Here is a 25,835-nt window from a genome sequence, read left to right on the forward strand (position 1 = left end):
TAAAATAGCATGGCACACGAACACAAACTTGAGATATTTAGAGGAACATTGAAGTTCAAATCCAACGTCCAAAAGATTTGGGGCGTCCTTATTTTCCTTTCCATAGTAACGGCAGTGGAAGTTGCCTTGGGTATTACCAAGCCAAGAGTACTAACCCATAACTTCTTTTTGGGCATGAAACTCCTTAACTGGATATTCATTATCCTTACCTTGGTGAAGGCGTATTACATTGCATGGGATTTTATGCACTTGCGAGATGAGAAAACAGCCTTGAGAAGGTCTATCGTTTGGACTCCCATATTCTTGGTCTGCTATTTGATATTCATCCTGCTGTTTGAAGCGGATTACATCTACAATGTGTACAAGGATGGATTCATGGCATGGAATTTCTAGAAAAGTATTTAACAACTATAAAAGACGGTTTTTCAACCGTCTTTTTTATTTTTGTAAGGTTTAGTTCGGTATGAAAAAGACGTTCGTTTTAGCGATATTATTTGTTTTTCCACTAGTGGCATATCTGTTTTTTGCTTCAGGAGTCAATAACTTTGGCAAACTGCCGGTCCTCACTGAACGTGTGCCTGATGTGTCCAGCTTACAAAGTGATGTCAGCTTGGATGGAAAGATTACCATTCTTGGTTTTTTGGGAAATCAGATTGACCAAAAAAAGGGCAACGCATTCAACCTTAACCAAAAAATCTATAAGCGTTTCGGCGATTTCAATGACTTTCAGATGATCATGGTGGTAGAGGAAGGGCATAAGGAAGATGCTGAGCGCTTAAAAAGTGAACTAGGGGAACTTTCCAATGCAGATAGATGGCACTTTGCCTACGGGAAAGAAGATGAGATAAGATCATTTTTCAACCAGCTTAAAACTGATGTGTCCTTGGATGGTGATTTATCAACCCCATACGTTTTTATTATCGACAAAGATCGTAACCTTCGGGGAAGAAAGGATGATGAGGATGAAGGTGTGAAATATGGATTTAACACCACCTCGGTAGCAGAGTTGAACAACAAAATGGAAGATGATGTCAAGATTATCTTGGCCGAATATCGATTAGCACTAAAGAACAAAGATGCCAACAGGAGCAAATAGCAAGAAGAAATACACCTATGTTTGGGTATCCGCAATCATTCTAATTTTTGGAATTTTTGCAGTATATGAAATCACAAAGAGACTTAAGGAAGGGACCGTTGTGGAGAATGATCGTATGAACATGGGATTTCAACAAAAGCAGGTAGGTTTTATCTTGAATAATGGGAAAAAAAGAAAGGTGCCCTCTTTTTCATTTCTAAACCAAGATAGTATTGTAGTTACAGACAAAGATTATTTGGGCAAGGTGTATGTGGTGGAATTTTTCTTTACCACTTGTCCTACCATATGCCCTGTAATGACTAAAAATCTGGTTTCGCTGCAAAACACTTTTAAGAATGATAAGGACTTTGGAGTCGCTTCCTTTACCATCAATCCAAGATACGATACACCGTCCGTACTTAAGAGTTATGCCAAGAAATATGATATTGTTGATGCAGATTGGCATTTATTGACGGGCGACAAGGATAAAATCTATAGTTTGGCGCAAGAAGGATTTTATATCGTGGCCAATGAAACGGAAGATGCCCCTGGAGGGTTCGAGCACTCGGGAATGTTCGCTTTGGTCGACAAAAATGGGTATATTCGTTCGCGCCAAGATGAACACGGAAACCCTTTGATTTATTACAGGGGAACCGTTACCGAAAAACAAGGGGTAAATGTAGAGGGTGAGCCCCAACAGATTACCATATTGAAAGAGGATATTAAAAAATTGTTGGCAGAATGATCGACGAAGTTTCTATTAAAGAAAAGCGGTTCAATAAATGGATTACCGTAATATCAGTGGCCATACCTTTGGTGGTGGCATTATTGTTTGGTTACAAGTTACCCAATGCGGAACCACTGTCCTTTCTGCCGCCTATCTATGCCACAATAAATGCGTTGACGGCTATTTTGTTGATAACCGCCGTAGTTGCCATTAAAAATGGACGAAGAGGGCTCCATCAGAAATTAATGACCACTTGTATCTTCTTGTCAGCCCTGTTCCTTGTGATGTACGTGGCATACCATATGACATCGGAGAGTACCATTTATGGTGGCGAAGGATACATCAAGTATGTCTATTACTTTATTTTGTTTACCCATATTGTACTTTCCATAGCGGTTATACCTTTGGTTCTGATTACCTATTCCAAAGTGTACTTAGATGATTTTGAAAGCCACAGACTTTGGGCCAAATACACCTTTCCCATTTGGTTGTACGTAGCTGTTACCGGGGTGATTGTTTATATCATGATTTCACCTTACTATCAAACCTAGAATGCCCAATATGAGAACAAAGTTTTTTTTGCTGTTGATTTTGTTGATGATGGCGCCGACTTTGGCAGAAGCCCAATGTGCCATGTGCCGTGCAGTGGTTGAAAGTGAGGTTGATGGAAAAACGGCAGAGGGCATCAATAATGGGATAGTGTACCTCATGGCATTTCCTTATCTCTTGGTGGCCGGTTTAGGCTACTTTGTCTACAGAAAAATGCGTGGATGAACACTTTTGGGAAAAGATTTGCTGTTTTTTCCTTCCAAAGTGTAACAATTTGTCATTCAGGTTATCCTATAGTAGGTATATTCAAGTACTTCATCAATCAAAAAAGGGGAACCTATGTTCGATATTGAAAGGTGGCAAGAAATATTTGACACCATCCGAAAGAACAAACTGCGTACTTTTTTAACTGGGCTCTCCGTTGCTTCCGGAATTTTTATTCTCGTTATTTTATTGGGTTTTGGTCAAGGAATGCAAAATGGGATAGAACGTGAGTTCAAACAGGACGCTTCTACCAGTGTTTGGGCATGGCCCGGGGTTACTTCAAAAGAATACAAAGGGCTTAATCCAGGAAGAAGAATACAATTTGTCAACGAAAACTTCAACAAGGCTGAATCACTCTTCAAAGATGCCATTGAATATAAGTCCGCTCGGATATTTGTACAGGGCGTCAGTGCAAATTATGGAAAGGAAGCTTTGATTTATGGCATTCAAGGAGTGTCTTCCGACTTTCAATTTATTGAAAACACCAAAATGGTGGAGGGAAGATTCATCAATTATCAAGATGAGGTTTCCACGGGTAAAGTGGCCGTCATCGGAAGAAAGATAAAAAAAGATGTTTTTAATGAGGTGGAGTCCCCAATCGGTGAATTTATAGATATATCAGGCATACCATTCAAAATCATCGGGGTTTTCAGTGAAATGGAAGACCGTGAAGAAGAACGTATCTATATTCCCATAACCACAGCACAAAGAGTGTTCAATGGGGGAAATAGGGTCAACAACTTGTCCTTTACACTTCCGCCAGTGGAGAATTTTGATGAAGCCGTGCAACAAGCAATCACTTTCAAAGATGGTTTGCGTACATATCTCCAGCAGGCCCATACAGTAGCACCGGACGATAATGGAGCCATGGAAGTCTGGAGTGCCATGGAAGAAGCAAAACGCTATTATGGTCTCACAGGCAATATTAAAATCTTTTTTTGGTTTGTGGGGGTCTGCACCATAATCGCTGGAGTGGTTGGTGTGAGCAACATTATGCTCATAGTGGTACGGGAAAGAACCCGTGAGATTGGCATACGAAAGGCTTTGGGGGCCAAGCCATGGTCAATTATAGGGATGATCTTGCATGAATCTATTTTTGTAACGGCCATTTCGGGCTTTTCAGGGCTCATTTTCAGCATGGGACTTTTAGAATTGGTGGGTCCCAATGTTGAGGTGGATTACGTGGTAAACCCATCCGTAAATTTTAATGTGGCACTTTCCACTGTACTTGTATTGATATTGGCTGGGACCTTGGCAGGCTTTGTCCCTGCTTGGAGGGCAGCAAAGGTGCAGGTCATAGAGTCGCTTCGTGATGAATAAACGCGTGGTGGTAAAAAAGATTCAATATGTTCAATAGGGATAGATGGCGGGAAATTCTGGAAGTGCTCACAAGCAATGTGTGGCGCACCATCTTCACGGCTTTTGGTGTGTGTTGGGGCATATTTATCCTAATTGTGCTATTGGCCGCAGGCAAAGGGCTCGAGAATGGCATAAAAAAGGATTTTGGTGATATCGCCACCAACACCATGTTTATGTGGACAAGGGCCACTACTAAGGCTTATGAAGGTCTGCCCATGGGGAGGGGCTTTAATTTTAAAGTGGACGATGTGCAGGCCATACGGGACAATGTTCCCAATTTGAGATTTATTTCCCCCAGAAATCAGTTGGGTGGATTTAGGGGAGGAAGCAATGTGGTTCGCGGTATACGCACTGGAGCCTATAATATTTATGGCGATTATCCTGAAATCATCAATCAAGACCCCATGACGGTCACCTCAGGACGATTTTTAAATTTCAATGATATTCAGGAGAAAAGAAAAGTGGCCATTATAGGACAAGGAGTCAAAAATGAATTATATGAAGAAGAAGAAGAGGTGTTGGGCTCTTATATTAAGATTCAAGGGGTAAATTTTATGGTCATTGGAACCTATAAAAAGAATAATAGCGATGGAGGCGAAGAGGCACAAAAGGAAGTTTTTGTGCCCTTTACTTCGTTTTCCCAAGCCTTTAACCGAGGGGATAATGTGGGATGGATGGCTATAACTGCCCATGATGAAAGCTCCATATCCCAATTGAAGAACAATATTATTGAGGTCATGAAAGACCGTCATAAAATTCACCCAGAAGATAACAGGGCCATCGGGTACTTTGACCTATATGAGCAGTATAACAGAGTTGAAAGCCTCTTTGGGGCCCTTAAGGCCGTTGCCTATATTGTGGGGTTCATGGTGTTGTTGTCCGGTATTATAGGGGTAAGCAACATTATGCTCATTGTGGTAAAAGAGCGCACCAAAGAAATAGGGATAAGACGGGCGCTGGGCGAACAGCCATGGTCCATTAAAAAGCAAATTCTTATGGAGTCTATTTTTTTGACCATAATCTCAGGGATGGTGGGCATTATTTTTGGGGCCTTGGTCATCTATTGCATCAATACCTTATTGGACAACGTGGGGCCAGTGGATATGTTCATGAGTCCCAGTGTCAGCGTTGGAGTGGTCAGTGGGGCCATGCTCATTTTAATGTTGTCCGGGCTTTTGGCAGGATTTATCCCTGCACAGAGTGCCATTAGGGTACGACCCATAGAAGCTTTGCGAACTGAGTAAGAAATCAATCAAAACAAAACCATAAAGACAAAATGAAAAAGTCGGTTACCATTATTATTCTCCTCCTGATTGCAGTGGTTTTTGGAGGATCTATGTATTATCTCTACCAGAAAAATGCCGAAGATCCTGTGGTTTATGAAACTGAAAAACCATCAAAACAGACCATTGTAAAAAAGGCAGTGGCCACGGGCAGTATACTTCCTTTGGAAGAGGTCCTCATCAAACCAAATATTTCGGGGGTCATTGAAGAAATTTATGTGGAAGGGGGCGATTACGTTAAATCAGGGGATCTTTTGGCCAAAATCAAAGTGGTTCCCAATCTCTCCGCACTAAATGATGCCAAGAACGCCATTGATGAGGCTAAAATCAATTTGGATGATCAAAAAAGGAACTACGAGCGACAACTTACCCTTTTCGGCAAAGGAGTAATTTCCAAAACCGATTTGGAACGGGCCCAAGTAAGCTACGATCAGGCCAAACAAACCTATGGGGCGGCAAACAAACGGTATGATATTGTCAAGACCGGTACCACAAGTGGTCTTAGTAGTGCAGCCAATACCTTGATTAAGGCAACGGTTAGCGGAATGGTTCTGGAAGTCCCTGTGGAGGTGGGTAACCAGGTCATAGAAAGTAATAATTTTAACGAGGGAACTACCATAGCCGCCATAGCCGATGTGGACAAAATGATTTTTGAAGGTAAAGTTGATGAGTCTGAAGTTGGGAGAATAAAAGAAGACCTTCCCTTGGAAATCACCGTGGGGGCCATTGAAGACAAGGTGTTCGATGCAGTTTTGGATTACATCGCACCAAAGGGAAAAGAAGAAAATGGTGCCATACAGTTTGAGATAAAAGGAACCCTGAAAAAACAGGACAGTACATTTATTCGAGCAGGTTTAAGCGCCAATGCCTCCATTATTTTGGCCCGGGCCGATAGTGTGCTGGCGCTAAAGGAGGCACTTATTCAATTTGATGGGGAAACTAAAAAACCATTTGTTGAAGTTCAGACTTCGGACCAAAAGTTTGAGCGAAGGGATGTAGAGTTGGGAGTCAGTGATGGCATTTATGTTGAAGTAAAATCTGGTGTAAAGTTGGAAGACAACATCAAAGTATGGAATGCCATAGAGCCGGAAATCAATTCGAAATAATCATTTAACAAAAAATTTCAATAATTCTTGTAACATTTTAACAACTTGTAGGTCCTACATACAGAAGTTACAATTAGATCGCTAACATCACCAATTATGATAGAAATCAAAGATCTTCACAAATCCTATAAAATGGGGAGCAATTCCCTTCATGTTTTAAAAGGAATAAACTTTAAAGTGGAAGATGGGGAACTAGTTGCCATTATGGGGTCATCAGGATCAGGAAAGTCTACCCTGTTGAATATATTGGGGATGTTGGATGGTGCCGATTCGGGGGAATATACCTTGGATGAAGTACCGATCAAAAATTTAAGTGAAACCAAGGCGGCCCAATACAGGAATAAGTTTTTGGGCTTTGTTTTCCAATCGTTTAATTTGATCAATTACAAAAGTGCTTTGGAGAATGTGGCACTCCCCTTGTACTATCAAAAAGTCCCTAGAAAGGAACGACAGGAAAAAGCCATGCAATACTTGGACAAAGTAGGGCTAAAACCATGGGCCCACCATTTGCCCAGTGAACTATCTGGGGGTCAAAAACAACGGGTGGCCATTGCCCGCGCCATGGCCGCGGAACCCAAAGTCCTTTTGGCGGATGAGCCCACTGGGGCTTTGGACAGTAAAACGTCATACGAGGTCATGGATTTAATCCAACAAATCAATGACGAGGGCAATACCATTTTGGTAGTGACCCACGAAGAAGATATTGCACATATGTGCAAGCGTATTGTGCACCTAAAAGATGGTGTTATTGTCGAAGACAAAAAAATTGAACAGGTAAGGGCAGGACAATATGTTTGATAGAGACGTCTGGCAAGAAATATTCAATACCATAAAGACCAACAAGCTGAGGACTTTTTTAACGGGTTTCTCAGTAGGGTGGGCCATCTTTATCTTGGTAATGCTCCTGGCTTCCGTAAATGGAATGCAGAATGGTTTCATGGGGCAGTTCAATGATGATGCCACCAATACAATTTTTATTCGCCCTGGTACAACTTCAAAAGCCTATGGCGGATTTGAGGCGGGTAGACGCATCCAATTGAAAAATGAAGACCTAGAGTATGTGAGGCAGAGCTTTTCAGATGATGTGGAATATATAAGCGCTAGATATTATGCCAATGTTACAGCAAGATACAAAAGTGAAACAGGTTCCTACAACGTACAAGCTACCCATCCCGATCATCAAGCTATTGAAAAGACCTTGATCGTGTCGGGAAGATATTTTAATGAGGCCGATTTGGTCAACAAAGCCAAGGTGGTTGTTATAGGGCGAAAGGTAGCAGAAGACCTGTTCAAAAAAGAAGATCCTTTGGGAAAATTTGTGGAGCTTAACAATCTTTCTTTCAGAATAATCGGGGTTTTTACGGATGATGGGGATGACAATGCCGAACGGGGGATTTACGCTCCTGTAAGCACCTATCAACGTATTTACGGAAATACCAATGACATCAACGTTATAGCACTTACGTACAACCCAACCTACGATTTGGCCAAAGCACTTGAGTTTTCTGGAAAATTGGAAGATATCATGAAAAGAAGGCATAGAATTGACCCGGAAGACCAAGCTGGGTTGTATGTGTGGAATTATGCCGAAGCTTTTGACAACATCAGCAGTTTTACTGCCGTGTTGAGGGGTATTGGAATCGGAGTAGGGTTTCTTATTCTTGTAGCCGGTATCGTTGGCATTGGCAATATCATGGTGTTTACGATAAAGGAAAGGACCAAGGAGATTGGAGTGAGAAAGGCACTGGGAGCTAGACCAAGACAGATCATAAACTTGGTGCTCTTGGAATCAATTTTCATCACCACATTGTCCGGATTTATTGGATTGATATTCGCTTGGGTGATACTTGCAGCAGTTGGCCCCATGTTCCAGACTCCCGCTTTTAGCAATCCCTCCGTAAATGCTTCCACGGTCATTACCGCTACCATAATTTTAATTGTTGCCGGGGTTTTGGCAGGTCTTATTCCTGCCATGAAAGCAGCGAATGTTAAACCCATTGTTGCACTAAGTGATAAATAGTTATGTGGTTATTCGATAGAGACTTGTGGATAGAGATTTTTCATACCCTGGGTAAGAACATGTTCAGGACCTTCCTTACAATGCTGGGGGTGATTTTTGCCATGGTCATTTTGGTGTTATTATTGGGTTCTGCCAATGGAATGAGCAATGGATTCAACAAAATATTTGCAGGTACGGCCTCCAATAGTCTTTTTGTTTGGGGGCAATCAACATCGGAACCCTACAAAGGTTTTGAAAGAGGGCGAAGGATTAGATATAAGGTTGAAGACGCCGAGATTTTAAAAAAGCAAATCCCTGAAATTGAAGTTTTGGCCCCAAGGATAGAGCTCGGGAGCCATCGTAGTGTGGTAAGCGTGTATAGAAATGGCCAAACCAGTGGTTCATCAGTGTACGGGGATTACCCAGAAATTGATGACATCACCAAAAAGAAGTTGGTGGAAGGAAGGTTTTTGAACCAAACCGATATTGAGCACTCCAAAAAAGTATGTGTCATTGGTGAGGAAACCTACAAACTCCTATTTGATAAAGGAGAAAATGCCATTGGACAGGACATTCGTATCAATGGAGTGTATTTTTCGGTAGTGGGGATTTACAAACCCAACAACAACATCAATATTGATGGGGAAAATGCCGTATTTATCCCTTTTACCACTTTTCAAAAGGCATTTAATTCAGGTGATCGTATGGGTTGGATGGCCATTGCCGTGGAAGCCAAGACCCCTGTGCCTTTGGTGGAAAAGCAGATCAAGGATATCCTGAAAACCAAATACGACATCCACCCAGATGATGATAGGGCCATAGGTAGTTTTGATATGTCCGAAATATTCAACAACATCAATGGTTTTACAATGGTACTCCAAGGGTTTTCCTTTTTTGTTGGAATTTTTACGTTACTGGCCGGTGTAATAGCCATTAGTAATATCCTGTTGATTACCGTTAAGGAGAGAACCAAGGAAATTGGGGTTCGTAGGGCATTGGGGGCAACCCCTAAGGTGGTAAAGCGTCAAATTGTGGTAGAGGCCATTGTGTTGACGGCCTTTGCAGGATTGGTTGGGTTTGCCATTTCAGTGGGGATATTGGCCATCATGGACTCCATGTGGGGCAGTGGCGATGATTTCCCTTTTGTAAACCCCATGATCAGTATACCACAATTTATCATATCGTTTGTGTTAATGGTTGGCCTGAGCGTACTCATTGGGTTGTTGCCAGCAAACAGGGCGGTTAAGATAAGACCCATTGAAGCATTGAGAGAAGAATAATCAATACAAATAATAACGAATCAAATTAACAATAATGAACAAGTATGTAAAGTACGGATTGATCGGAATATTGGTCGTAGCCGTTTTGGCCGCTACCGTATACTTTCTCAAACAAAACAGTACTCCCGCAGAACTCTACAAGACCGAAACCGTGGAGCGAAAGGATATTGTGAACAAGGTGATTGTTACCGGAAAGGTTATTCCAGAGGATGAAATCAATATCAAACCCCAAATATCCGGAATTATAGATAAGATTATTTTGGAGGAAGGGGTCAAAGTTAATGCAGGAGATCTTATCGCGGTCATCAAGGTGGTTCCCAATGAACAGTCCTTGAACCAAGCCGCGGGTAGGGTCCGTAATGCAGAATTGGCCCTGAACAATGCCAAGATCGAGTATGACCGGAACAAAGTACTGTTTGATAGAGGGGTAATTTCAAGTCAAGACTTCAATAATTTGAAGTTGACCTTTGATCAGGCTACCCAGGAACTAAAGAATGCCCAGGCCGATTATCAGATCATTAAAAAAGGGTCATCGGGAGGGTCTGCCAGCGCAAATACCAATATCAGGGCCACTGTTTCCGGAACCATTTTGGAAATACCCGTTAAAGAAGGGGACCAGGTTATCCAAAGTAATAATTTTAATGATGGTACCACCATTGCCACCATTGCCGACATGTCCAAGATGATTTTTGAGGGCGAGGTGGATGAAGCCGAAGTTGGAAAATTGCATGTAGGGATGCCTCTTGATATTAGTTTGGGTGCTCTTGAGACGCAAAAATTTTCCGCAAAATTAAAATTCATCGCACCAAAAGGTGTAGAAGAGGAAGGTGCCGTACAGTTTAAGATTGAGGGGGATTTGGCCCTAACGGACAGTACCACATATGTAAGGGCAGGATATAGCGCAAACGCTTCTATTGTTTTGGAAGAGAAAAAAGATGTACTGGCTATTAAAGAGGCTTTATTGCAGTTTGATAAGGAAACCGAAAAACCTTATGTAGAAGTAGAGGTAGGAGAAAATGAGTTTGAGCGCAAGGATTTGGAATTGGGCGTAAGTGACGGCATTGATGTTGAGGTCGTATCTGGGCTGGATGAAAAAGCCAAAGTTAAAATTTGGAACAAGCTAGAGAAGAAAAGTGACGCAGATTGATGATGGCTTTTCCTTTACGAACAAAAATCAAAAAACGAATGAAAAATATAATAACAACTCTAGTACTCCTATTTGCCATATTCGCATCCCAAGCTCAAATGCGCAAATGGACATTATTGGAATGTGTTGAATATGCCATGGAGCACAACTTAACCGTTGAGCAATTTGAACTAGATCTTGAAAACGCCAAAATAGATAAGTCAGATGCAGTGGGTAACATGCTTCCCAATTTAAATGGGTCAACATCCGTATCGAGCAACACGGGTTTTTCCATTAATCCTACAAACAACCTTCCCACCAATAGTACTGCGTTTAACGTAAATGCAGGAATAAGCTCCAATGTTACCTTGTTTGATGGGCTTCGGAATGTAAAACAGTTGAACAGGGCCAAGCTCAACGCCATTGCCAACCAATATCGTTTGGACGACCTCAAGGACGACATCCGGTTGAATGTGGCCAACGCCTATTTGCAAGTATTGTCCAGCAAAGAACAGCTCAAAACATTCAAGGCCCAATATGCGGTAACCGAGCAGGACCTTAAACGTACCAAGGAGCTTGTAGAATCGGGAGTAGTACCTAGGGGAGATCTTTTGGAAATTGAGGCCACCGCAGCAAGTCAACAACAACAAGTGGTCAATGGAGAAGGGATGGTCTTGATCTCAAGGGTGAACTTGGCACAATTGCTTCAGATTACCGATTATGAGAATTTTGATATAGCCGATGAAGAGTTTGAAGTTCCACCTTCCGATATTTTGAACAATTCTGCAAAGGTCATTTTTGATAAGGCACTTAGTTTTAGAAATGATATTAAATTATCAGAATCTTTTGTTGGACTTGCGGAAGAAGACTTAAAAATTGCCAAAGGGGCGTACTTGCCCACGCTTTCGGCCTTCTTTCAATACGGCACAAGATATTCAGATGTAACTCAAATTCCAGATGGAAATGGAGGGGCGTACACCCCAAATTTCACCGATCAGCTGTGGATTTTTGATGGTATTTCCTATGGTGCCCAACTAAATGTGCCCATCTTTAATGGTTGGAGTACCAGAAACAATGTAAAACGCTCACAAATCAGTCTGGAAAAGGCCAAGTTGCAATTGGAACAAGATAAATTGGATTTAGAGACAACCATACAGCAGGCCTATGTAGATGTGGGCACGTTTGATAAAGCATATGAGGCTGCACAAAAAACACTTGAGGCCCGTAGGCTGGCTTATGAGTATGCCAAAGAGCGTTATGATGTGGGTCTAATGAATGCTTTTGATTTTAGTCAAGCCCAATCCCGGGTAGACAATGCCGAAGCCGATGTAATACGTACCAAATACGATTATATCTTCCGATTGAAGATTTTAGAGTTCTACTTTGGTTTGCCCATTTCACTAAACTAGTATCTTTGTGGCCGCTATGGCCAGAATACTAAATTTAGAAACAGCAACCACCAATTGTTCCGTGAGTATCTCCGAAGGGGACCGTATTGTTTTTCTTCAAGAGAACAATGCCATGGAGTATTCCCATTCAGAGCAATTGCACATTTTTATCAAAGAAGCCTTACAAGGGGCTTCTTTGTCTTTTTCAGACCTTGATGCGGTCGCTATCAGCAAAGGTCCTGGGTCGTATACCGGGTTAAGGATAGGGGTGTCTGCCGCCAAAGGGCTTTGTTTTTCGTTGGATATTCCATTGATTTCCATTTCAACCTTGGAAAGTATGGCGCAACAGGTTGCCCCTAAGGAAAATGCAGTAGTCATTCCTGTCTTGGATGCAAGGCGTATGGAGGTTTATTCAGCAGTTTTTGAAGCTGGCCACAAGCAAATTAGGGAGACCCGTGCCGAAATTATCAATGAAGATTCATTCCAAGAATTTACAGACCATAATGCGGTGTATCTAGTGGGCAATGGTGCGCAAAAATGCAAAGATGTCCTGTCTCACCCCAATTTTCATTTTCTGCCGGAAGTGATGCCATCTGCCAAAGAAATGGCGGTATTGTCCCATACAAAATATGAGGCGGGTCATTTTGAGGATGTTGCCTATTTTGAACCCTATTATTTAAAGGATTTTGTCCTTCAAGGAAAGAAGAAGCCTTAATTAGGTTGATGCACCACTCGCTGTGGAAACGGAATCTCAATCCCAGCTTCGTCAAAACGCAACTTGGTCTCTTCCACTACATAAAAATGGGCAGGCCAGAACACATCGTTATTGGCCCAAAAACGCAAGGTTAAGTTTACCGAACTATCCCCCAGTGCACCAACATATACCTCTGGTGCAGGTTCAGTAAGAATATTGGGGTTGTCTGCACAGATTTTTAAAAGAATGTCTTTGGCTACCTTAATGTTGGAGCCATACCCAATACCCACATCAAACTTGTTCCTACGGGTATTTTCCATGTTGTAGTTCACAATATTCCCGTTGGATAATTGCCCGTTGGGGATTATTGCAATTTGATTTCCAAAGGTGCTTACCTTAGTATTGAAAATGCTTATTTCCTTCACAGCACCATCTATACCTTGGGCGGAAATCCAATCTCCTACCTTAAAGGGTTTAAAAATTAAAATGAGTACCCCGCCTGCAAAATTGGCCAAAGAACCCTGTAGTGCCAAACCAATGGCGAGACCGGCTGCACCTATCATCGCTACCAACGAAGAGGTCTTTACCCCCAATTGTGTGACAACCAAAACAAACAAGATGACCTTTAGGGCAATGCTTATGAAACTTTGTAGGAACGACTCAAGGGTTTCATCATAATCTTTCTTATCAAAAAACTTACGTACAAACTTGTTTATAAAGCGAATGACCCACAGCCCTCCAAAAAATAGTACAATGGCCAAAATTAGGTTGGGTAATATGCCCAATGTCCATTCCCATGCTTGATCAATATATTCTTGATAGTTTTCCAATTCTTTCATGTTCAATTTTTGGTTTGGGGTAAACTAACCAATATTTTAAGAAATCAAAATAAAAAGGATTTAAACAAATGTTAATCCTACTTAAATGACCGTATCTGTTGCATGATACCTTCAGAGGTAGTTACTGGCAGTTTGCAGGTTCCTTCAATACAGACATAGGCAAGGGTAGTGCCTTCAACATATCGGTTTTGGAGAAGTTCCAGATTTCCATCTTTTTTTGAGCCTACCAGAATACTATTGGGCAAGTAGCTGCTGCCAATTTCTTTGCCCAAGGCCTTGTAATCTTCACCCACCAATGCGATTTCATAAAAATTTTGGTTTTCATATAGGACCACGTGAAGCCAATTGGCAAATCCTTGTGCACTGCGGTCAAAATCCTTTTGTACATTTTTTACCATTTGTTTGGCGATGTCACCATAATCTTCTTCAGTATAGAGTTTGTGGAATTTGAGCAGGTTTTTAGCCATAATGGAGTTAGAGGCTGAAATAACATTATCGTTGGTTTCTATGCTTCTTCGGATCAAGGAATGGTCTTCATCTGAGGTAAAAAAGAACATTCCAGATTCCTCATCCCTAAAATGCACCTTGGTATAGTCCAACAATTTTTTGGAATGCTGTAACCATTTATCATCAAAAGTAACCTCATAGAGGGCCGTGTAAGCCTCAATCACTGTGGCGTAATCTTCCAAAAAAGCATTTATGCTGCTTTTTCCGGCCTTATGGTTTCGGTACATGGAATAATCTTTTTTGACCATCTCTTTTTCCAAGAATTGGGCATTCTTTAAGGCCAATTCTAAATAGGTATCATTGCCCAAATAGCGATAAGCATCCACCAATCCTTTGAGCATCAACCCATTCCAAGAAGCCAAAATTTTATCGTCCAATCTGGGCTTGGGACGTTTGGCCCTTTCTTGTTTAAGGATTTTGAGCGCACTGGTCATTTTATCTTTCAGTTCAGGAACTGAAATATTGTGTGCTTGGGCAATCACTTCATCATCCTTGTCTCTAATCAAAACATAGTTGCCTTCTTCCCACAGGCCATAGGAGTCAATATTGTAATAATCCTTGAAAATGGTAAAGTCGTTACCCAATAATTGGGTCAGCTCTTCTTCAGTCCAAACATAGTAGGCCCCTTCTTCAAGTTCACCATTCTCATCCAAACTATCGGCATCCAGCGAAGAGTAAAACCCTCCGCTTTTATCCAATAATTCTTCTTGTACAAACGCAATGGTCTCTTCAACCACCTGCTTGTAGAGTTCATTTTGGGTCACGGCGTAGGCTTTGGCGTAAAGGCTCACCAATTGTCCGTTGTCGTACAACATCTTCTCAAAATGGGGCACATGCCATTTGGTATCGACAGCATATCTAGAAAACCCACCTCCCACATGATCATAAACACCGCCATAGGCCATTCGGGTGAGGGTGGTATTCACATGCGACATGATTTCCGGCTTGTTCCTTGTGTTGGCGTAGTGCAACAGAAATTCCCAGTTATTGGGCATCATAAACTTTGGGGCACGTTGGTAACCACCCAAAGAGGGGTCAAAATGTTGCGACCATTGCTGAACGGCGGCATCCAATTGGTCTAAAGAATAGAGATCTGATTCGGAATCATTTTCCACGAGGTTAATGGCATGAATGCCCCCAGCTAGGTCTGTGGCATATTGTGTGACCCTGGCCTTATCTTCTTTGTATAGTTTGATGAGTTGTTCCAAAGATTTCACCCAATTGTCCTTGGGGAGGTAGGTGGCACCCCAAAATGGTTTTCCATCGGGCAGGGCCACAATGTTCAAGGGCCAGCCTCCATTACCCGACATCATTTGAATGGCGTCCATGTAAATTTGGTCTACATCGGGCCGCTCTTCTCTATCAATTTTAATGTTGATGAAATTTTCGTTCATCATTTGGGCCACTTCTTCATCCTCAAAGCACTCTTCTTCCATGACATGGCACCAATGGCAGGCGGCGTATCCTATACTGATGAGCATAGGTTTGTCCTCTTTTTGGGCGCGTTCCAAGACTTCTGGGCTCCAAGCTTCCCAATTTACGGGATTATGCGCATGTTGAAGCAAATAAGGACTGGTTTCATGGATTAAGGCATTGGTATATTTATGGGACACTTTTTTAGGTTTTTGGGTACAGCCATGGGTTATAAAAGATAGAGCCAATACTAGAATAATTTTTTTGAGCATGGATACATTTTTAAGCATAAAAAAAGCGCCCTAAAGGGCGCGATGATGTGTTGTGCCCTTGGGTTATTGTACTTCGAATGTAATTTTTACATTGACTCTATAGTCGTCAATTTTTCCATCCTTTACAGTGGCACTCTGTTCGTTGATGTAGATGGAGCGGATATTCTTTACCGATTTTGAGGCTTGGTCCAACGCTTTTTTAGCCGCGTCTTCCCAGCTTTTATCGGAATTAGCCAATACTTCGATTACTTTTAAAACTGCCATGGTTACTGTTTTTGAAATTTATTCAATGTAACAAATTTTAAGCAGAATATGGTGTCGCAAGTCTTAAAATCAGCCATTCAGGGCCACTACCTCACGGATTTTGTCGCCCATCATGTTTTTTAGCATGGTCTCAATGCCATTTTTTAGGGTAAAAGTAGATGAAGGACACCCACTGCAAGCCCCTTGCAAGATTACATTTACCGTTTTACTATCCTCTTCGTAGGATTGGAAAAGAATGTTACCGCCATCACTGGCCACGGCGGGTTTTACATACTCTTCCAAAATGTCGATAATCTGTTGGGATGTTTCATCATATGGGGTCTGTACGGAACTTTGCTGTGTAGCCTCCTTCTTTTTTTGAATAGCTTCACTTGAAACCACTTCCTTGCCATCGGCCAAATAGTCACGGATAAATTCACGCAATTGCATATTGATGCCTTCCCAATCGGCCATATCATACTTTGAAATGGAAACATAGTTTTCATCAAAAAAAACCTCTTTGACAAACGGAAAATGGAACAGTTCCTGGGCCAATGGGGAATCTTTAGCCTCATCAATGTTTTTGAATTCGTAGACGGCGGGAACAATGCGTTTGTTGGCCACAAACTTCATGACGGCTGGGTTTGGGGTTACTTCGGCATATACCGTTACCGGTTCTTTTTTCTGGTTGAGTTCTTCGTGGACAATGGGTTCGCCAGCATTTAAATATTCTACCAATTGTTGGGCCACCTCGTCTTTTACATCCTCCCATTCCACAATGTCAAACCGTTCCAACGCTATAAAGTTTCCTGAGATGTAAACGGTTTTAATAAAAGGTAGGTAGAAGAGTTGCTGGGCAAGGGGAGAATTCTTGGCCTCATCAATATTTTTATATTCATAATTGCCCTTTGCCAAAAAATGATTGGCTTCAAGTTTTATGATTTTGGCGTTGTTCGTAGGAACTATGGTAATGTTATATTCTTTCATGGCGATTCTTTCTGCAAAAATACCAATAGTTCACATCTGGTCAAAATATATAATAATGTAGATTTGCCATCGTTATCATAGTGTTTGATTCTATCATAAATTACTTAAATAGCCCCAAAACCGTCACATGAGACGTTATATAACCTCAACAATTCTTACTCTTTTATTTGGGCTATTCGCCAAAGCTCAGGAGGGAATACCCGTTTATTTTGATTATTTATCCGACAATTACTATCTGGTATATCCATCCATGGCTGGTATTGCTGAAGGCACCAAAATTCGCTTGACCGCCAGAAAACAGTGGTTCAGCGTAGATGAGGCGCCAAGTCTGCAAACTTTTAACATCAACTCTAGGATTGGCGAACGTAGCGGTGTTGGGGGAATTTTCTTTAACGACTCCAACGGGTATCATTCCCAAACAGGTTTTAAGGCCACTTATGCACATCATTTGCAGATGGGTGGCGATTTTAGGACCCTGAATCAGCTTTCTTTTGGATTGAGCGCGGGGGTGATACTGAGCAGTTTGGACGAAACTGAATTTAGGTCTGTTTTTCCTGATCCTGTGATTACAGGAGTAAAGAACACCACAAGTTATTTTAATATGGACCTTGGGGCATCGTATAATTTCCTTGAATTTTATGCCCATGCGGCTATCTTGAATATTTTGGGGAGCGGTAGGGACTTGTACAGTGCCGCTGAGTTTGACAATCTGAGAAGATACTTGCTTTCCGTAGGTTATGTTTTTGGGAGAAATACCCGTATAGAACCTTCTATTTTGTTCCAAATGACCGATTTTACGAAAGAGAAGACCGTGGACTTAAATGCCAAGGTCTACAAGGATGTGAGTTTTGGAACGGTTTGGGGTGGAATTTCATACAGACGTAGTTTTGACGGTGCGCAGTTTCAATCCAACGGCAGCTTTGGTGAGCAGCGTTTACAGTTGTTTACACCTATTATCGGTGTTAATGTGAACCGTTTTTTATTCTCTTACAATTATTCTTACCAATCTGGAGACATTCGTTTCGACAATGGTGGATTCCACCAGATTACCTTGGGATACGATTTTGGACAAAGCGATCAAGGAAAACGTTACGATTGCTACTGTCCTGCGGCCAATAATTAAAAATGGCCCACCGTTTCTGGTGGACCACTTTTGCACATGTTCAACAAATGGTTAATCCCACTTGTAATTTTTCTTTGCCGCTTGGGTCTTTATGGCGGATAAAAGTGCATTTTCCAGTTCGCCGGTTTCCTCTTTTTGGTTTTCGGAAATATAGGCCTCACGTTTGGCATTGAGCTCCTGTATCTGTTTTTGGACCGCGTCGCGTTCTTCCTTTTTTTCTTTGATGTAGATGTTGATCTCACTTTCCGATTTTCCTTGAAGCTCTTCGGGGAGGTCATTGTCATCCAGTTCAGAAAGTACTATCTCATTATCTTCCACGGCATCGACCAAATCCCAATTGGAATTTTTGTAAAGCCTTGAACTCTTGCTTACGGATCGTTTTACCGCAACCGCAGCTTCCATTTCGGCGGCATTGCTATCCTGCATGGATTGCATAGCCTTTTTTTGTCTTCCCAAGGCACCATACGAAATATAGGTGTTGTTCAATTTGGAGTTGAGTTTAATGATGATATCGTCATAGGGAGTGTCTATATGTACGATTTGTTTGTTGTGGTCAATGGCCATGTACTCACCGCCAGTAAGTGTAGCTCCATTTTTCCACATGGTGGAGATACCCTGTTCATAGTTGCCACAAAAAATGGTGTTTACAATAACATCGTTCTCTTTGGCATTGGTAGCAGCGTCCTTATAATTCAATTTTCCTTGGGTAAAAGGTTCGTTTCCTGCAATGAAAATCATTTTTAGGTCATCGGCATTTTTGCCCCAATCCAATTGTTTCAAGGAAGTTTGGATGACCTGTCCGCAGTACTCCTCACCACCATTGGTGGTCAGGGAAAACAGTTTTTCAGAAATTTCGTCCAAATCTGAACTAAAGCCCAAAACCTGCCTGATATAACCTTCCCTTGAGGATAAGTTGTCGTTACCATATTCGTATAGGGAGATTTTCAATAAAGGGCGGGAGTCGTTACCACACTTGGCATGGGTGAATTCGTTCACAATGTCCCACAATTGTGCCTTGGCCTGGTTGATAAGACCGTCCATACTGTTGCTGGTGTCCAAGAGCAAGGCAATCTTCACGTATTGCTTGGCTGGTTTTTCGGTAATGGATTTGGTGGTCAAGGCAGTGCTTGTAGGTTCCTTCGCCTTCAGGTCGCACCCGTAAGACGTTGCTGTTATGAGTAGACAAAAAGTTATTCCCAATAGATTTTTCAAATGTTTCATGATGCAATGTTTTAAATGATAGGCTAAAAGTAGCGGCAACATTTTTCAAGAAAAATCGCAAATGAGGGAAATGACGTTTGCAATGAGTGAAGTGAAGGTGTGGATTGGTAAAATGGGAAAATAGTGCCATTTGAAGTGGCTTTTGTGGTAATCCCCATTTTTTAATACGCTTGGGATGAAGTAAGTTTACTGAATAGATGTAACCTCCATGGTCAAGAATATATACATAGTCTTTCTTTTTCTAATGACGTCATTTATAGGTTTTTCGCAAACCAATACAGGGCAGTCAGTGGTAGAAATTGAAGGTTCTGTAAGAGGAAAGGAAAATTATACACCTATCTCCGGTGTCCAGATCACAACGGACAAAGGCAACCATACCATTACCAATGGGTTGGGAGAGTTCAAGATAAAGGCTGCCATAGGGGATATGTTGATTTTTGAAAGTCCGGAGTTTGAAACGGTACGGTATAGGGTACGCTCCAATGAAGATGTGGATGTCTTGGTTGAGGATTATGAAGCAGCTTCGGCCAAAAAGAGAGAAAGCAAAAACCGTTCAGGCATATATGGTACAACTGTAGACCATAAGCGGCTGTTGGATTCCGCTAACTTTTACAAACGGACCGATTTGGAAAAAAGCATTGATTTCATTGCCCGGTCCATAGCTCCTTTGGGTAGTCAGGGTAATAAGCAAGAGTTGTCTGCCTCCCTATCCACTCTTGGGGAAATCTATATGTTCCACAAACAATACGACTTGGCCATTGCCAATTTTAAGGATGCCCTTTCTGCCCGGGAGACCAGCAAGACCAAACTATTGTTGGGGAAAGCCTATATTTTGAATGGTGAATACGAAAATGCGGAGTCTACCCTCACCCCATTATTGGATGTGAAAAATATGGTTCCCTACCAACGGGCCGAGCTTTATGAAGCCCTGGGGGATACTTATAAAGGTCTGGCCAACTTGAAGAAAGCCCAGGAGTTTTACAGGGAAGGACTTCAAATTGCTGAAAAAAACCAAATATCTCCAAAGGTCATCGACTTAAACTCCAAAATGGCCGATGTCTATGCCAGTCAAGATCGCACCATTGAAGCGGAAGGATTTTATCAGAATTCCTTAAACCTTTCAAAGAAAGTGGCCCCGGAGCGATCGATCCAAGAAAGCGAAAAAGTGGCTGATTTCTACAATCAAAAAAGTCGGTATGATGATGAGATCCAATTGAGAAAGAAAAGCTTGAATGAATTGCGACAGTTGCCCCAACAACCAGCAATGGCCACTTCGGGCGTGGCCATACCAAAGTCGGATACCATTACCTCCCAACGCATCAATTACAAAATAGCCAACGCCTACATTGCCCAAGATAAGTTGGATGAAGCCATTCCGTATCTAGAAAAGAGTATTGTGGAAGCCGATGAGGATGATGATTTGGTGGTGCAAAAGGATGCTACCCGGAAACTGTCGGAAGTCTACAAGTACAAAGGAGATTTCTCTAGAGCGTTGGAGTCGTATCAAGATTATGTCGCGGTGGTAGACAGTCTGTACATTCGAAAAGAACAGGAAATTTCAAGGGCTGCTAGGTTTAATCGGGAGATTGCCAACACCCAAAACCGTATTTCCAGTTTGGAACAAGAACGTGAACTCAGCCAGAGTAAATATAGTCTTGCCGTTACTGAGCAGCAACTGTACGAGGAGACCAGTAAGCGGCAAAAGTGGATTATTTATTCGTTGGCTTTTGGAATTTTATTGATGGCCTTTACCGCCTTTTTGTACTACAGGAGTAATAAACAGCAGAAATTGGCCAACAATCTTTTGGCTCTAAAATCGCTACGTACCCAAATGAACCCCCATTTTATTTTCAATGCACTGAACTCGGTGAACAACTATATCGCCAAGAGTGATGAACGCAGTGCCAATCGATTTTTAAGTGAGTTCTCGGTGTTAATGCGTAGCGTTCTTGAAAATTCGGAAGAGGATTTCATTCCACTGTCCAAGGAACTGGAACTATTGGAACTCTACGTGAAATTGGAGCATTCTCGTTTCTTGGATAAGTTCGATTATGAAATCGAGGTCGATGAAAAAGTGGACATTGAAGCTTTCCGGATTCCGCCCATGTTGTTGCAGCCCTACATAGAAAATGCCATCTGGCACGGATTGCGGTACAAGGAAGAAAAAGGATTTTTAAAAATTGGCATTCAACAGCTCACAAACAATCTGCTGGAAATTACGATTATGGATAATGGCATTGGGCGCAAAAGATCTGCAGAACTGAAAACCAGTAATCAGAAAAAACAGAAATCCAAGGGAATGGGCAACATTAAAAAGCGTATCCAGATCCTGAACGATATGTACAAGAATAAGGTTGAGGTTTCCATAGCCAACCTAAACGAAGATCAAACTGGCACAAAAGTGTCCCTAAAGCTTAAAAAAGATTGATGGAACTACGGGCAATCATAGTTGAAGACGAGGCCAACAGCCGGGAAATCCTTCGGAATTACTTGGCAAAATATTGCGAGAGGGTCAATTTGTTGGGAGAAGCCGCCAACATTGAAGAAGGATTGGAACTCATAAAAAAGCATCAACCAGACTTGGTGTTTTTGGATGTGGAAATGCCCTTTGGCAATGCCTTTGATCTGTTGGACCAAATCCCTGAGCGTAGTTTTGAAACCATTTTTGTAACGGCGTACAATCAATATGCCATGGACGCCCTCAATCAACATGCAGCCTATTATTTAATGAAGCCCATCAATATAGATGAACTTATTAAGGCTGTGGATTACGTGAGAACCATCAAAGAAAAGGAAATGGCATTGGAGGGGCAGGTGCTTCAAGCCAAATCCATGAAAGCGGAAGGGAAGATTACCTTGCCCCAACAAGATGGGTTTCAAGTGTTGGAGGTGGGTGATATTTATTTCTGCAAGGCCGATGACAACTATACCGAAATCTATCTGGAGCATAAAAAAATTGTGGTCAGCAAGACCCTAAAATATTTTGAGGAAGCCCTACAGGCCTATCCTTTTGCACGCATACACAAATCCTATTTGGTCAATGTTACCGAGGTGGTCAAATACAAAAAAGGAAAGGGAGGTAGCGTGGTGTTGTCCAACGGTAAGGAACTCTCGGTGTCCGCATCCAAAAAAGCAGAGCTTTTGTCCTATTTTCAGTAAAAGGTTTGCAGTAGTCCAAGCCCAAGCAAGAAACAAAACAGGCAAATCGTCATTTCGAAATGAGTAAAGCGATTGGGAAATCCCAATCAACAGATTTCTCACATTCGTTCGAAAAGACATAGAGCATTTGTGAAAATTTGTGCAATTCGTGTCAAACCAAAATAGATTTCCCATGCTCCTTTGCCATACGCTCAGGACAAAGTTCGAAATGACATACAACATTCGAGAAAATTAGTGCAATTCGTGTCAAAGCTTAGAAAGAGATTCTGGCCCATGGGAGAAAGACAAATCCGTTAGTGAACCATGGAATGTCACATCGAGCGCAGACGAGATGTTTTTATCCATCAAAAGAACGTAATTTGTATCACTAACACCGAAAAAAATGATATTGAAATCCGTCAAGGGGAAAACCCCTCAAATTGGAGAAGATTGTTTTATTGCAGAAAATGCCACAATTGTGGGTGAAGTTACCATGGGTGACCAGTGCAGTGTTTGGTTCAATGCAGTGGTACGTGGCGATGTACACTTCATCAAAATGGGCAATAAAGTCAATGTGCAAGATGGCGCCGTAATCCATTGCACCTATCAAAAATCCCCAACCACTATTGGAAACAATGTGTCTATTGGACATAATGCCATAGTGCATGGTTGTACGTTGAAAGACAATGTGTTGGTGGGTATGGGCAGTATCATTATGGACGATTGCGTAGTAGAAAGCAATTCCATTATAGCAGCTGGGGCCGTGTTGACCAAAGGGACCCATGTGGAAGAAGGAAGCATTTATGCAGGAATGCCGGCAAGAAAAATCAAAAATGTCAGTCCAGAGCTCAGTTCAGGAGAAATTGACCGAATCGCCAATAATTATGTTACGTATTCTGGTTGGTTCAAATAGTTTGATGTTGGCAGAACTGCAATAGTTCAATCAAAAAATCCAGTATCCCAACAATCATTAAGTCTATAATCCAACATTCCAAAATATCCCTATTTTTGTGGCACTCAAAAAAAACTAGAACACTATGAACGCATATATTTTTCCAGGACAAGGCGCACAATTTGTAGGCATGGGATTGGACCTCTACGAGAACCATTCCGAAGCTCAGGAGTTGTTTGAGAAGGCCAACGACATTTTAGGCTTTTCCATAACCGATATCATGTTTGAGGGCACTGCCGAGGATTTAAAACAAACCAAGGTGACCCAACCTGCCATTTTCTTGCATTCCGTTGTTTTGAGCAAAGTGTTGGGAGCTAGTTTTAAACCCGATATGGTGGCTGGACACTCTTTGGGTGAATTTTCCGCATTGGTCGCCAATGGAACCCTAAACTTTGAAGACGGATTGAAATTGGTTTCGCAACGCGCCCTGGCCATGCAAAAAGCATGCGAATTACAGCCCAGTACCATGGCAGCCGTTTTGGGGCTGGAAGACGCAGTGGTAGAAAAAATATGTGCAGAAGTTGAAGGCGTAGTGGTCCCTGCAAACTACAATTGTCCAGGGCAGTTGGTAATCTCCGGAGAGGTGGATGCGGTGAACATCGCCTGTGAAAAGTTGAAGGAAGCCGGAGCGCGAAGAGCATTGTTATTGCCCGTAGGAGGAGCGTTCCATTCCCCATTGATGGAACCCGCCCGTGAAGAACTGGCAGCCGCCATAGAAGGCACCAAGTTTAACACTCCAGCTTGCCCCATTTATCAAAATGTGACCACCACAGCGGTATCCAACGCCGATGAAATCAAGAAAAATCTAATCTTACAATTAACCGCTCCCGTAAAATGGACGCAAAGCGTGCAGCAAATGGTTCAGGATGGGGCCAAAAACTTTGTGGAAGTAGGTCCAGGCAAGGTATTGCAAGGATTGGTGAAAAAGATAAATCCAGATTCGGAAACAGCATCTGCAGCAGTATAAAATCCCTTTTTTTTCGTTGGAATTGTATTTCAACCAAGAAACATAGATTTAATCTGTAAAGTTGTGGCGTTCTGAGGTTTTTTAGTAATATTGATTTTCCCAAAAACCAACTTAAAAAGAAGTAAAAAGAACGAAACTGAAACTCATTGAACAGCTGATGCTATCTTTCTGTAAAAAGACCTCATTGCGTTTACAAATTGGCTTATGCCCAACAAAGACTTTGTTTTGGATATGTATGCTCTTGGGTATGGGTGTCGGATATGGGCAAGTCACCGTCGAGTTTTCGCAGGCGACGGGTTCGGATGACGAAGACTCAGGAGGTAACCTTCCAGTGCTCCTTGTGACTGGAAATGTATTAGTTTCCACGACGGTAACCGTAACCGATGCTGGCACAGGTACCGCAACTTCGGGCGTGGACTACGATTTTACAAGTCCTCAAGTGGTCGATATTCCGATTGGTACATATTTGGCGGGAAGTTCAATTCCAATTCCCACACTTGCGATAACGGGGGACACCGCGGTGGAGCCCAACGAGACACTGAACCTTGGACTAAGTGGTGAAACGGGAAATGCGACATTAGGTGCGCAGACCACGACTACCTATACGATAACCAACGATGACGTTGCCCCGGATCCCATCAGCATATCCGATGTCACCTTGGCGGAGGGCGATGGCGCCACGACGAACTTTATTTTTACCGTCAGTGTGGACGGTGGCGGCAATGCCGCATCGACGATAGATTTTGATTACAACACGGTTGACGGAACGGCGACGACTGCCGACGGGGATTATGTGTTGAACGCTGGGTCGGGCCAGATCACGGCCGGTACGCCGAGCACCACGATCACGGTTGTCGTGAACGGKGACACCACGGTCGAGCCCACGGAGGGCTTCACTGTGGTGCTGAGCAACCCTGTCAACGCGACGTTGACGGACGGCACGGGAGCTGGGACGATCACCAACGATGACGTTGCCCCGGACCCCATAAGCATATCCGATGTCACCTTGGCGGGGGCACGACGAACTTTATCTTCACGGTGAGCGTGGACGGTGGCGGCAATGCCGCATCGACGATAGATTTTGATTACACCACGGTCGACGGAACGGCGACGACTGCCGACGGGGATTATGTGTTGAACGCTGGGTCGGGCCAGATCACGGTTGGTACGCCGAGCACCACGATAACGGTTGTCGTGAACGGTGACACCACGGTCGAGCCCACGGAGGGCTTCACTGTGGTGCTGAGCAACCCTGTCAACGCGACGTTGACGGACGGCACGGGAGCTGGGACGATCACCAACGATGACGTTGCCCCGGACCCC

At 42.6% G+C, this 25,835-nt stretch carries 26 protein-coding genes; 21 read left to right on the forward strand and 5 right to left on the reverse strand.

The genetic code is table 11. From position 1 onward, the window contains the following. The first annotated feature begins 9 nt into the window (after window positions 1-9). The 14 genes from EZV76_RS11590 to tsaB all read left to right on the forward strand — a co-directional run bounded on the left by EZV76_RS11590 (window position 10) and on the right by tsaB (window position 12,871). On the forward strand, window positions 10-393 hold the full coding sequence (locus EZV76_RS11590; RefSeq protein WP_136566725.1) for a cytochrome C oxidase subunit IV family protein: 384 nt from the start codon (window positions 10-12) through the stop codon (window positions 391-393). Between the two features lie 70 nt (window positions 394-463). After that, window positions 464-1,096, forward strand: a complete 633-nt coding sequence (locus EZV76_RS11595; protein WP_136566726.1) for a hypothetical protein — start codon at window positions 464-466, stop codon at window positions 1,094-1,096. Beyond that, on the forward strand, window positions 1,077-1,820 hold the full coding sequence (locus EZV76_RS11600) for an SCO family protein (RefSeq protein ID WP_136566727.1): 744 nt from the start codon (window positions 1,077-1,079) through the stop codon (window positions 1,818-1,820). Before EZV76_RS11595 ends, EZV76_RS11600 begins: the two co-directional genes overlap by 20 nt. Continuing rightward, a complete protein-coding gene (locus EZV76_RS11605) occupies window positions 1,817-2,353 on the forward strand; it encodes a DUF420 domain-containing protein (protein ID WP_136566728.1) in 537 nt (178 codons plus the stop codon). Before EZV76_RS11600 ends, EZV76_RS11605 begins: the two co-directional genes overlap by 4 nt. Before the next feature lie 10 nt (window positions 2,354-2,363). Beyond that, complete coding sequence (locus tag EZV76_RS11610; RefSeq protein WP_136566729.1) at window positions 2,364-2,576, forward strand: hypothetical protein; 213 nt, start codon at window positions 2,364-2,366, stop codon at window positions 2,574-2,576. Between the two features lie 114 nt (window positions 2,577-2,690). Further along, window positions 2,691-3,935: an ABC transporter permease gene (locus EZV76_RS11615; protein WP_136566730.1), complete on the forward strand. Its 1,245-nt coding sequence runs from the start codon at window positions 2,691-2,693 to the stop codon at window positions 3,933-3,935. Between the two features lie 26 nt (window positions 3,936-3,961). Further along, window positions 3,962-5,218: an ABC transporter permease gene (locus tag EZV76_RS11620; protein WP_136566731.1), complete on the forward strand. Its 1,257-nt coding sequence runs from the start codon at window positions 3,962-3,964 to the stop codon at window positions 5,216-5,218. A 32-nt stretch (window positions 5,219-5,250) separates the two neighbouring features. Then, complete coding sequence (locus tag EZV76_RS11625; RefSeq protein WP_136566732.1) at window positions 5,251-6,363, forward strand: efflux RND transporter periplasmic adaptor subunit; 1,113 nt, start codon at window positions 5,251-5,253, stop codon at window positions 6,361-6,363. Window positions 6,364-6,459: 96 nt separating this feature from the next. Beyond that, a complete protein-coding gene (locus EZV76_RS11630; RefSeq protein WP_136566733.1) occupies window positions 6,460-7,161 on the forward strand; it encodes an ABC transporter ATP-binding protein in 702 nt (233 codons plus the stop codon). Continuing rightward, a complete protein-coding gene (locus tag EZV76_RS11635; RefSeq protein ID WP_136566734.1) occupies window positions 7,154-8,383 on the forward strand; it encodes an ABC transporter permease in 1,230 nt (409 codons plus the stop codon). The genes EZV76_RS11630 and EZV76_RS11635 overlap by 8 nt, the downstream gene beginning before the upstream one ends. Before the next feature lie 59 nt (window positions 8,384-8,442). Continuing rightward, window positions 8,443-9,642 carry an ABC transporter permease gene (locus EZV76_RS11640; RefSeq protein WP_236640912.1) on the forward strand — a complete coding sequence of 400 codons (1,200 nt, stop codon included), beginning with the start codon at window positions 8,443-8,445 and terminating at the stop codon, window positions 9,640-9,642. Between the two features lie 34 nt (window positions 9,643-9,676). After that, on the forward strand, window positions 9,677-10,789 hold the full coding sequence (locus EZV76_RS11645) for an efflux RND transporter periplasmic adaptor subunit (protein ID WP_136566736.1): 1,113 nt from the start codon (window positions 9,677-9,679) through the stop codon (window positions 10,787-10,789). A gap of 38 nt (window positions 10,790-10,827) precedes the next feature. Next, entirely contained in the window at window positions 10,828-12,177 is a 1,350-nt protein-coding gene (locus EZV76_RS11650) for a TolC family protein (protein WP_136566737.1), read from the forward strand. A 16-nt stretch (window positions 12,178-12,193) separates the two neighbouring features. Beyond that, complete coding sequence (gene tsaB, locus EZV76_RS11655) at window positions 12,194-12,871, forward strand: tRNA (adenosine(37)-N6)-threonylcarbamoyltransferase complex dimerization subunit type 1 TsaB (protein WP_136566738.1); 678 nt, start codon at window positions 12,194-12,196, stop codon at window positions 12,869-12,871. On the opposite strand, the gene EZV76_RS11660 is transcribed toward tsaB, so the two are convergent. From EZV76_RS11660 to EZV76_RS11675, 4 genes are all read right to left on the reverse strand, one after another. Further along, window positions 12,868-13,689: a mechanosensitive ion channel family protein gene (locus EZV76_RS11660; RefSeq protein ID WP_136566739.1), complete on the reverse strand. Its 822-nt coding sequence runs from the start codon at window positions 13,687-13,689 to the stop codon at window positions 12,868-12,870. The genes tsaB and EZV76_RS11660 overlap by 4 nt on opposite strands. A gap of 77 nt (window positions 13,690-13,766) precedes the next feature. Further along, window positions 13,767-15,881: a thioredoxin domain-containing protein gene (locus EZV76_RS11665; protein ID WP_136566740.1), complete on the reverse strand. Its 2,115-nt coding sequence runs from the start codon at window positions 15,879-15,881 to the stop codon at window positions 13,767-13,769. Between the two features lie 63 nt (window positions 15,882-15,944). Continuing rightward, window positions 15,945-16,145: a dodecin family protein gene (locus tag EZV76_RS11670; RefSeq protein ID WP_136566741.1), complete on the reverse strand. Its 201-nt coding sequence runs from the start codon at window positions 16,143-16,145 to the stop codon at window positions 15,945-15,947. 69 nt (window positions 16,146-16,214) lie between these two features. Further along, window positions 16,215-17,111: a NifU family protein gene (locus tag EZV76_RS11675; protein ID WP_136566742.1), complete on the reverse strand. Its 897-nt coding sequence runs from the start codon at window positions 17,109-17,111 to the stop codon at window positions 16,215-16,217. 127 nt (window positions 17,112-17,238) lie between these two features. Between EZV76_RS11675 and EZV76_RS11680 the strand changes: the two genes are divergently transcribed. Then, window positions 17,239-18,234 (forward strand): PorP/SprF family type IX secretion system membrane protein, encoded by a 996-nt coding sequence (locus EZV76_RS11680; protein WP_136566743.1) that lies wholly within the window; start codon window positions 17,239-17,241, stop codon window positions 18,232-18,234. A 51-nt stretch (window positions 18,235-18,285) separates the two neighbouring features. Here EZV76_RS11680 and EZV76_RS11685 read toward each other — a convergent pair whose 3' ends face one another. After that, window positions 18,286-19,455, reverse strand: a complete 1,170-nt coding sequence (locus EZV76_RS11685; protein WP_136566744.1) for a vWA domain-containing protein — start codon at window positions 19,453-19,455, stop codon at window positions 18,286-18,288. Window positions 19,456-19,699: 244 nt separating this feature from the next. Here EZV76_RS11685 and EZV76_RS11690 point away from each other — a divergent pair, with 244 nt between their 5' ends. The 6 genes from EZV76_RS11690 to EZV76_RS11715 form a co-directional block, all read left to right on the forward strand. Beyond that, a complete protein-coding gene (locus EZV76_RS11690) occupies window positions 19,700-21,883 on the forward strand; it encodes a tetratricopeptide repeat-containing sensor histidine kinase (protein WP_236640913.1) in 2,184 nt (727 codons plus the stop codon). After that, window positions 21,883-22,614, forward strand: coding sequence for a LytR/AlgR family response regulator transcription factor (locus tag EZV76_RS11695; protein ID WP_136566746.1), 732 nt, complete (start codon window positions 21,883-21,885; stop codon window positions 22,612-22,614). The genes EZV76_RS11690 and EZV76_RS11695 overlap by 1 nt, the downstream gene beginning before the upstream one ends. 382 nt (window positions 22,615-22,996) lie before the next feature. Continuing rightward, on the forward strand, window positions 22,997-23,506 hold the full coding sequence (locus EZV76_RS11700; RefSeq protein WP_136566747.1) for a gamma carbonic anhydrase family protein: 510 nt from the start codon (window positions 22,997-22,999) through the stop codon (window positions 23,504-23,506). 124 nt (window positions 23,507-23,630) lie between these two features. Beyond that, window positions 23,631-24,512, forward strand: a complete 882-nt coding sequence (gene fabD / locus EZV76_RS11705) for an ACP S-malonyltransferase (protein ID WP_136566748.1) — start codon at window positions 23,631-23,633, stop codon at window positions 24,510-24,512. A 184-nt stretch (window positions 24,513-24,696) separates the two neighbouring features. Beyond that, window positions 24,697-25,554 (forward strand): Calx-beta domain-containing protein, encoded by an 858-nt coding sequence (locus EZV76_RS11710; protein WP_161594413.1) that lies wholly within the window; start codon window positions 24,697-24,699, stop codon window positions 25,552-25,554. Continuing rightward, a partial coding sequence (locus EZV76_RS11715; RefSeq protein WP_161594414.1) for a Calx-beta domain-containing protein occupies window positions 25,551-25,835 on the forward strand: 285 nt, incomplete at its 3' end. The genes EZV76_RS11710 and EZV76_RS11715, both read left to right, overlap by 4 nt.

The organism is Flagellimonas alvinocaridis, from assembly GCF_004916895.1.
In the GTDB taxonomy this organism is placed as follows: domain Bacteria; phylum Bacteroidota; class Bacteroidia; order Flavobacteriales; family Flavobacteriaceae; genus Flagellimonas; species Flagellimonas alvinocaridis.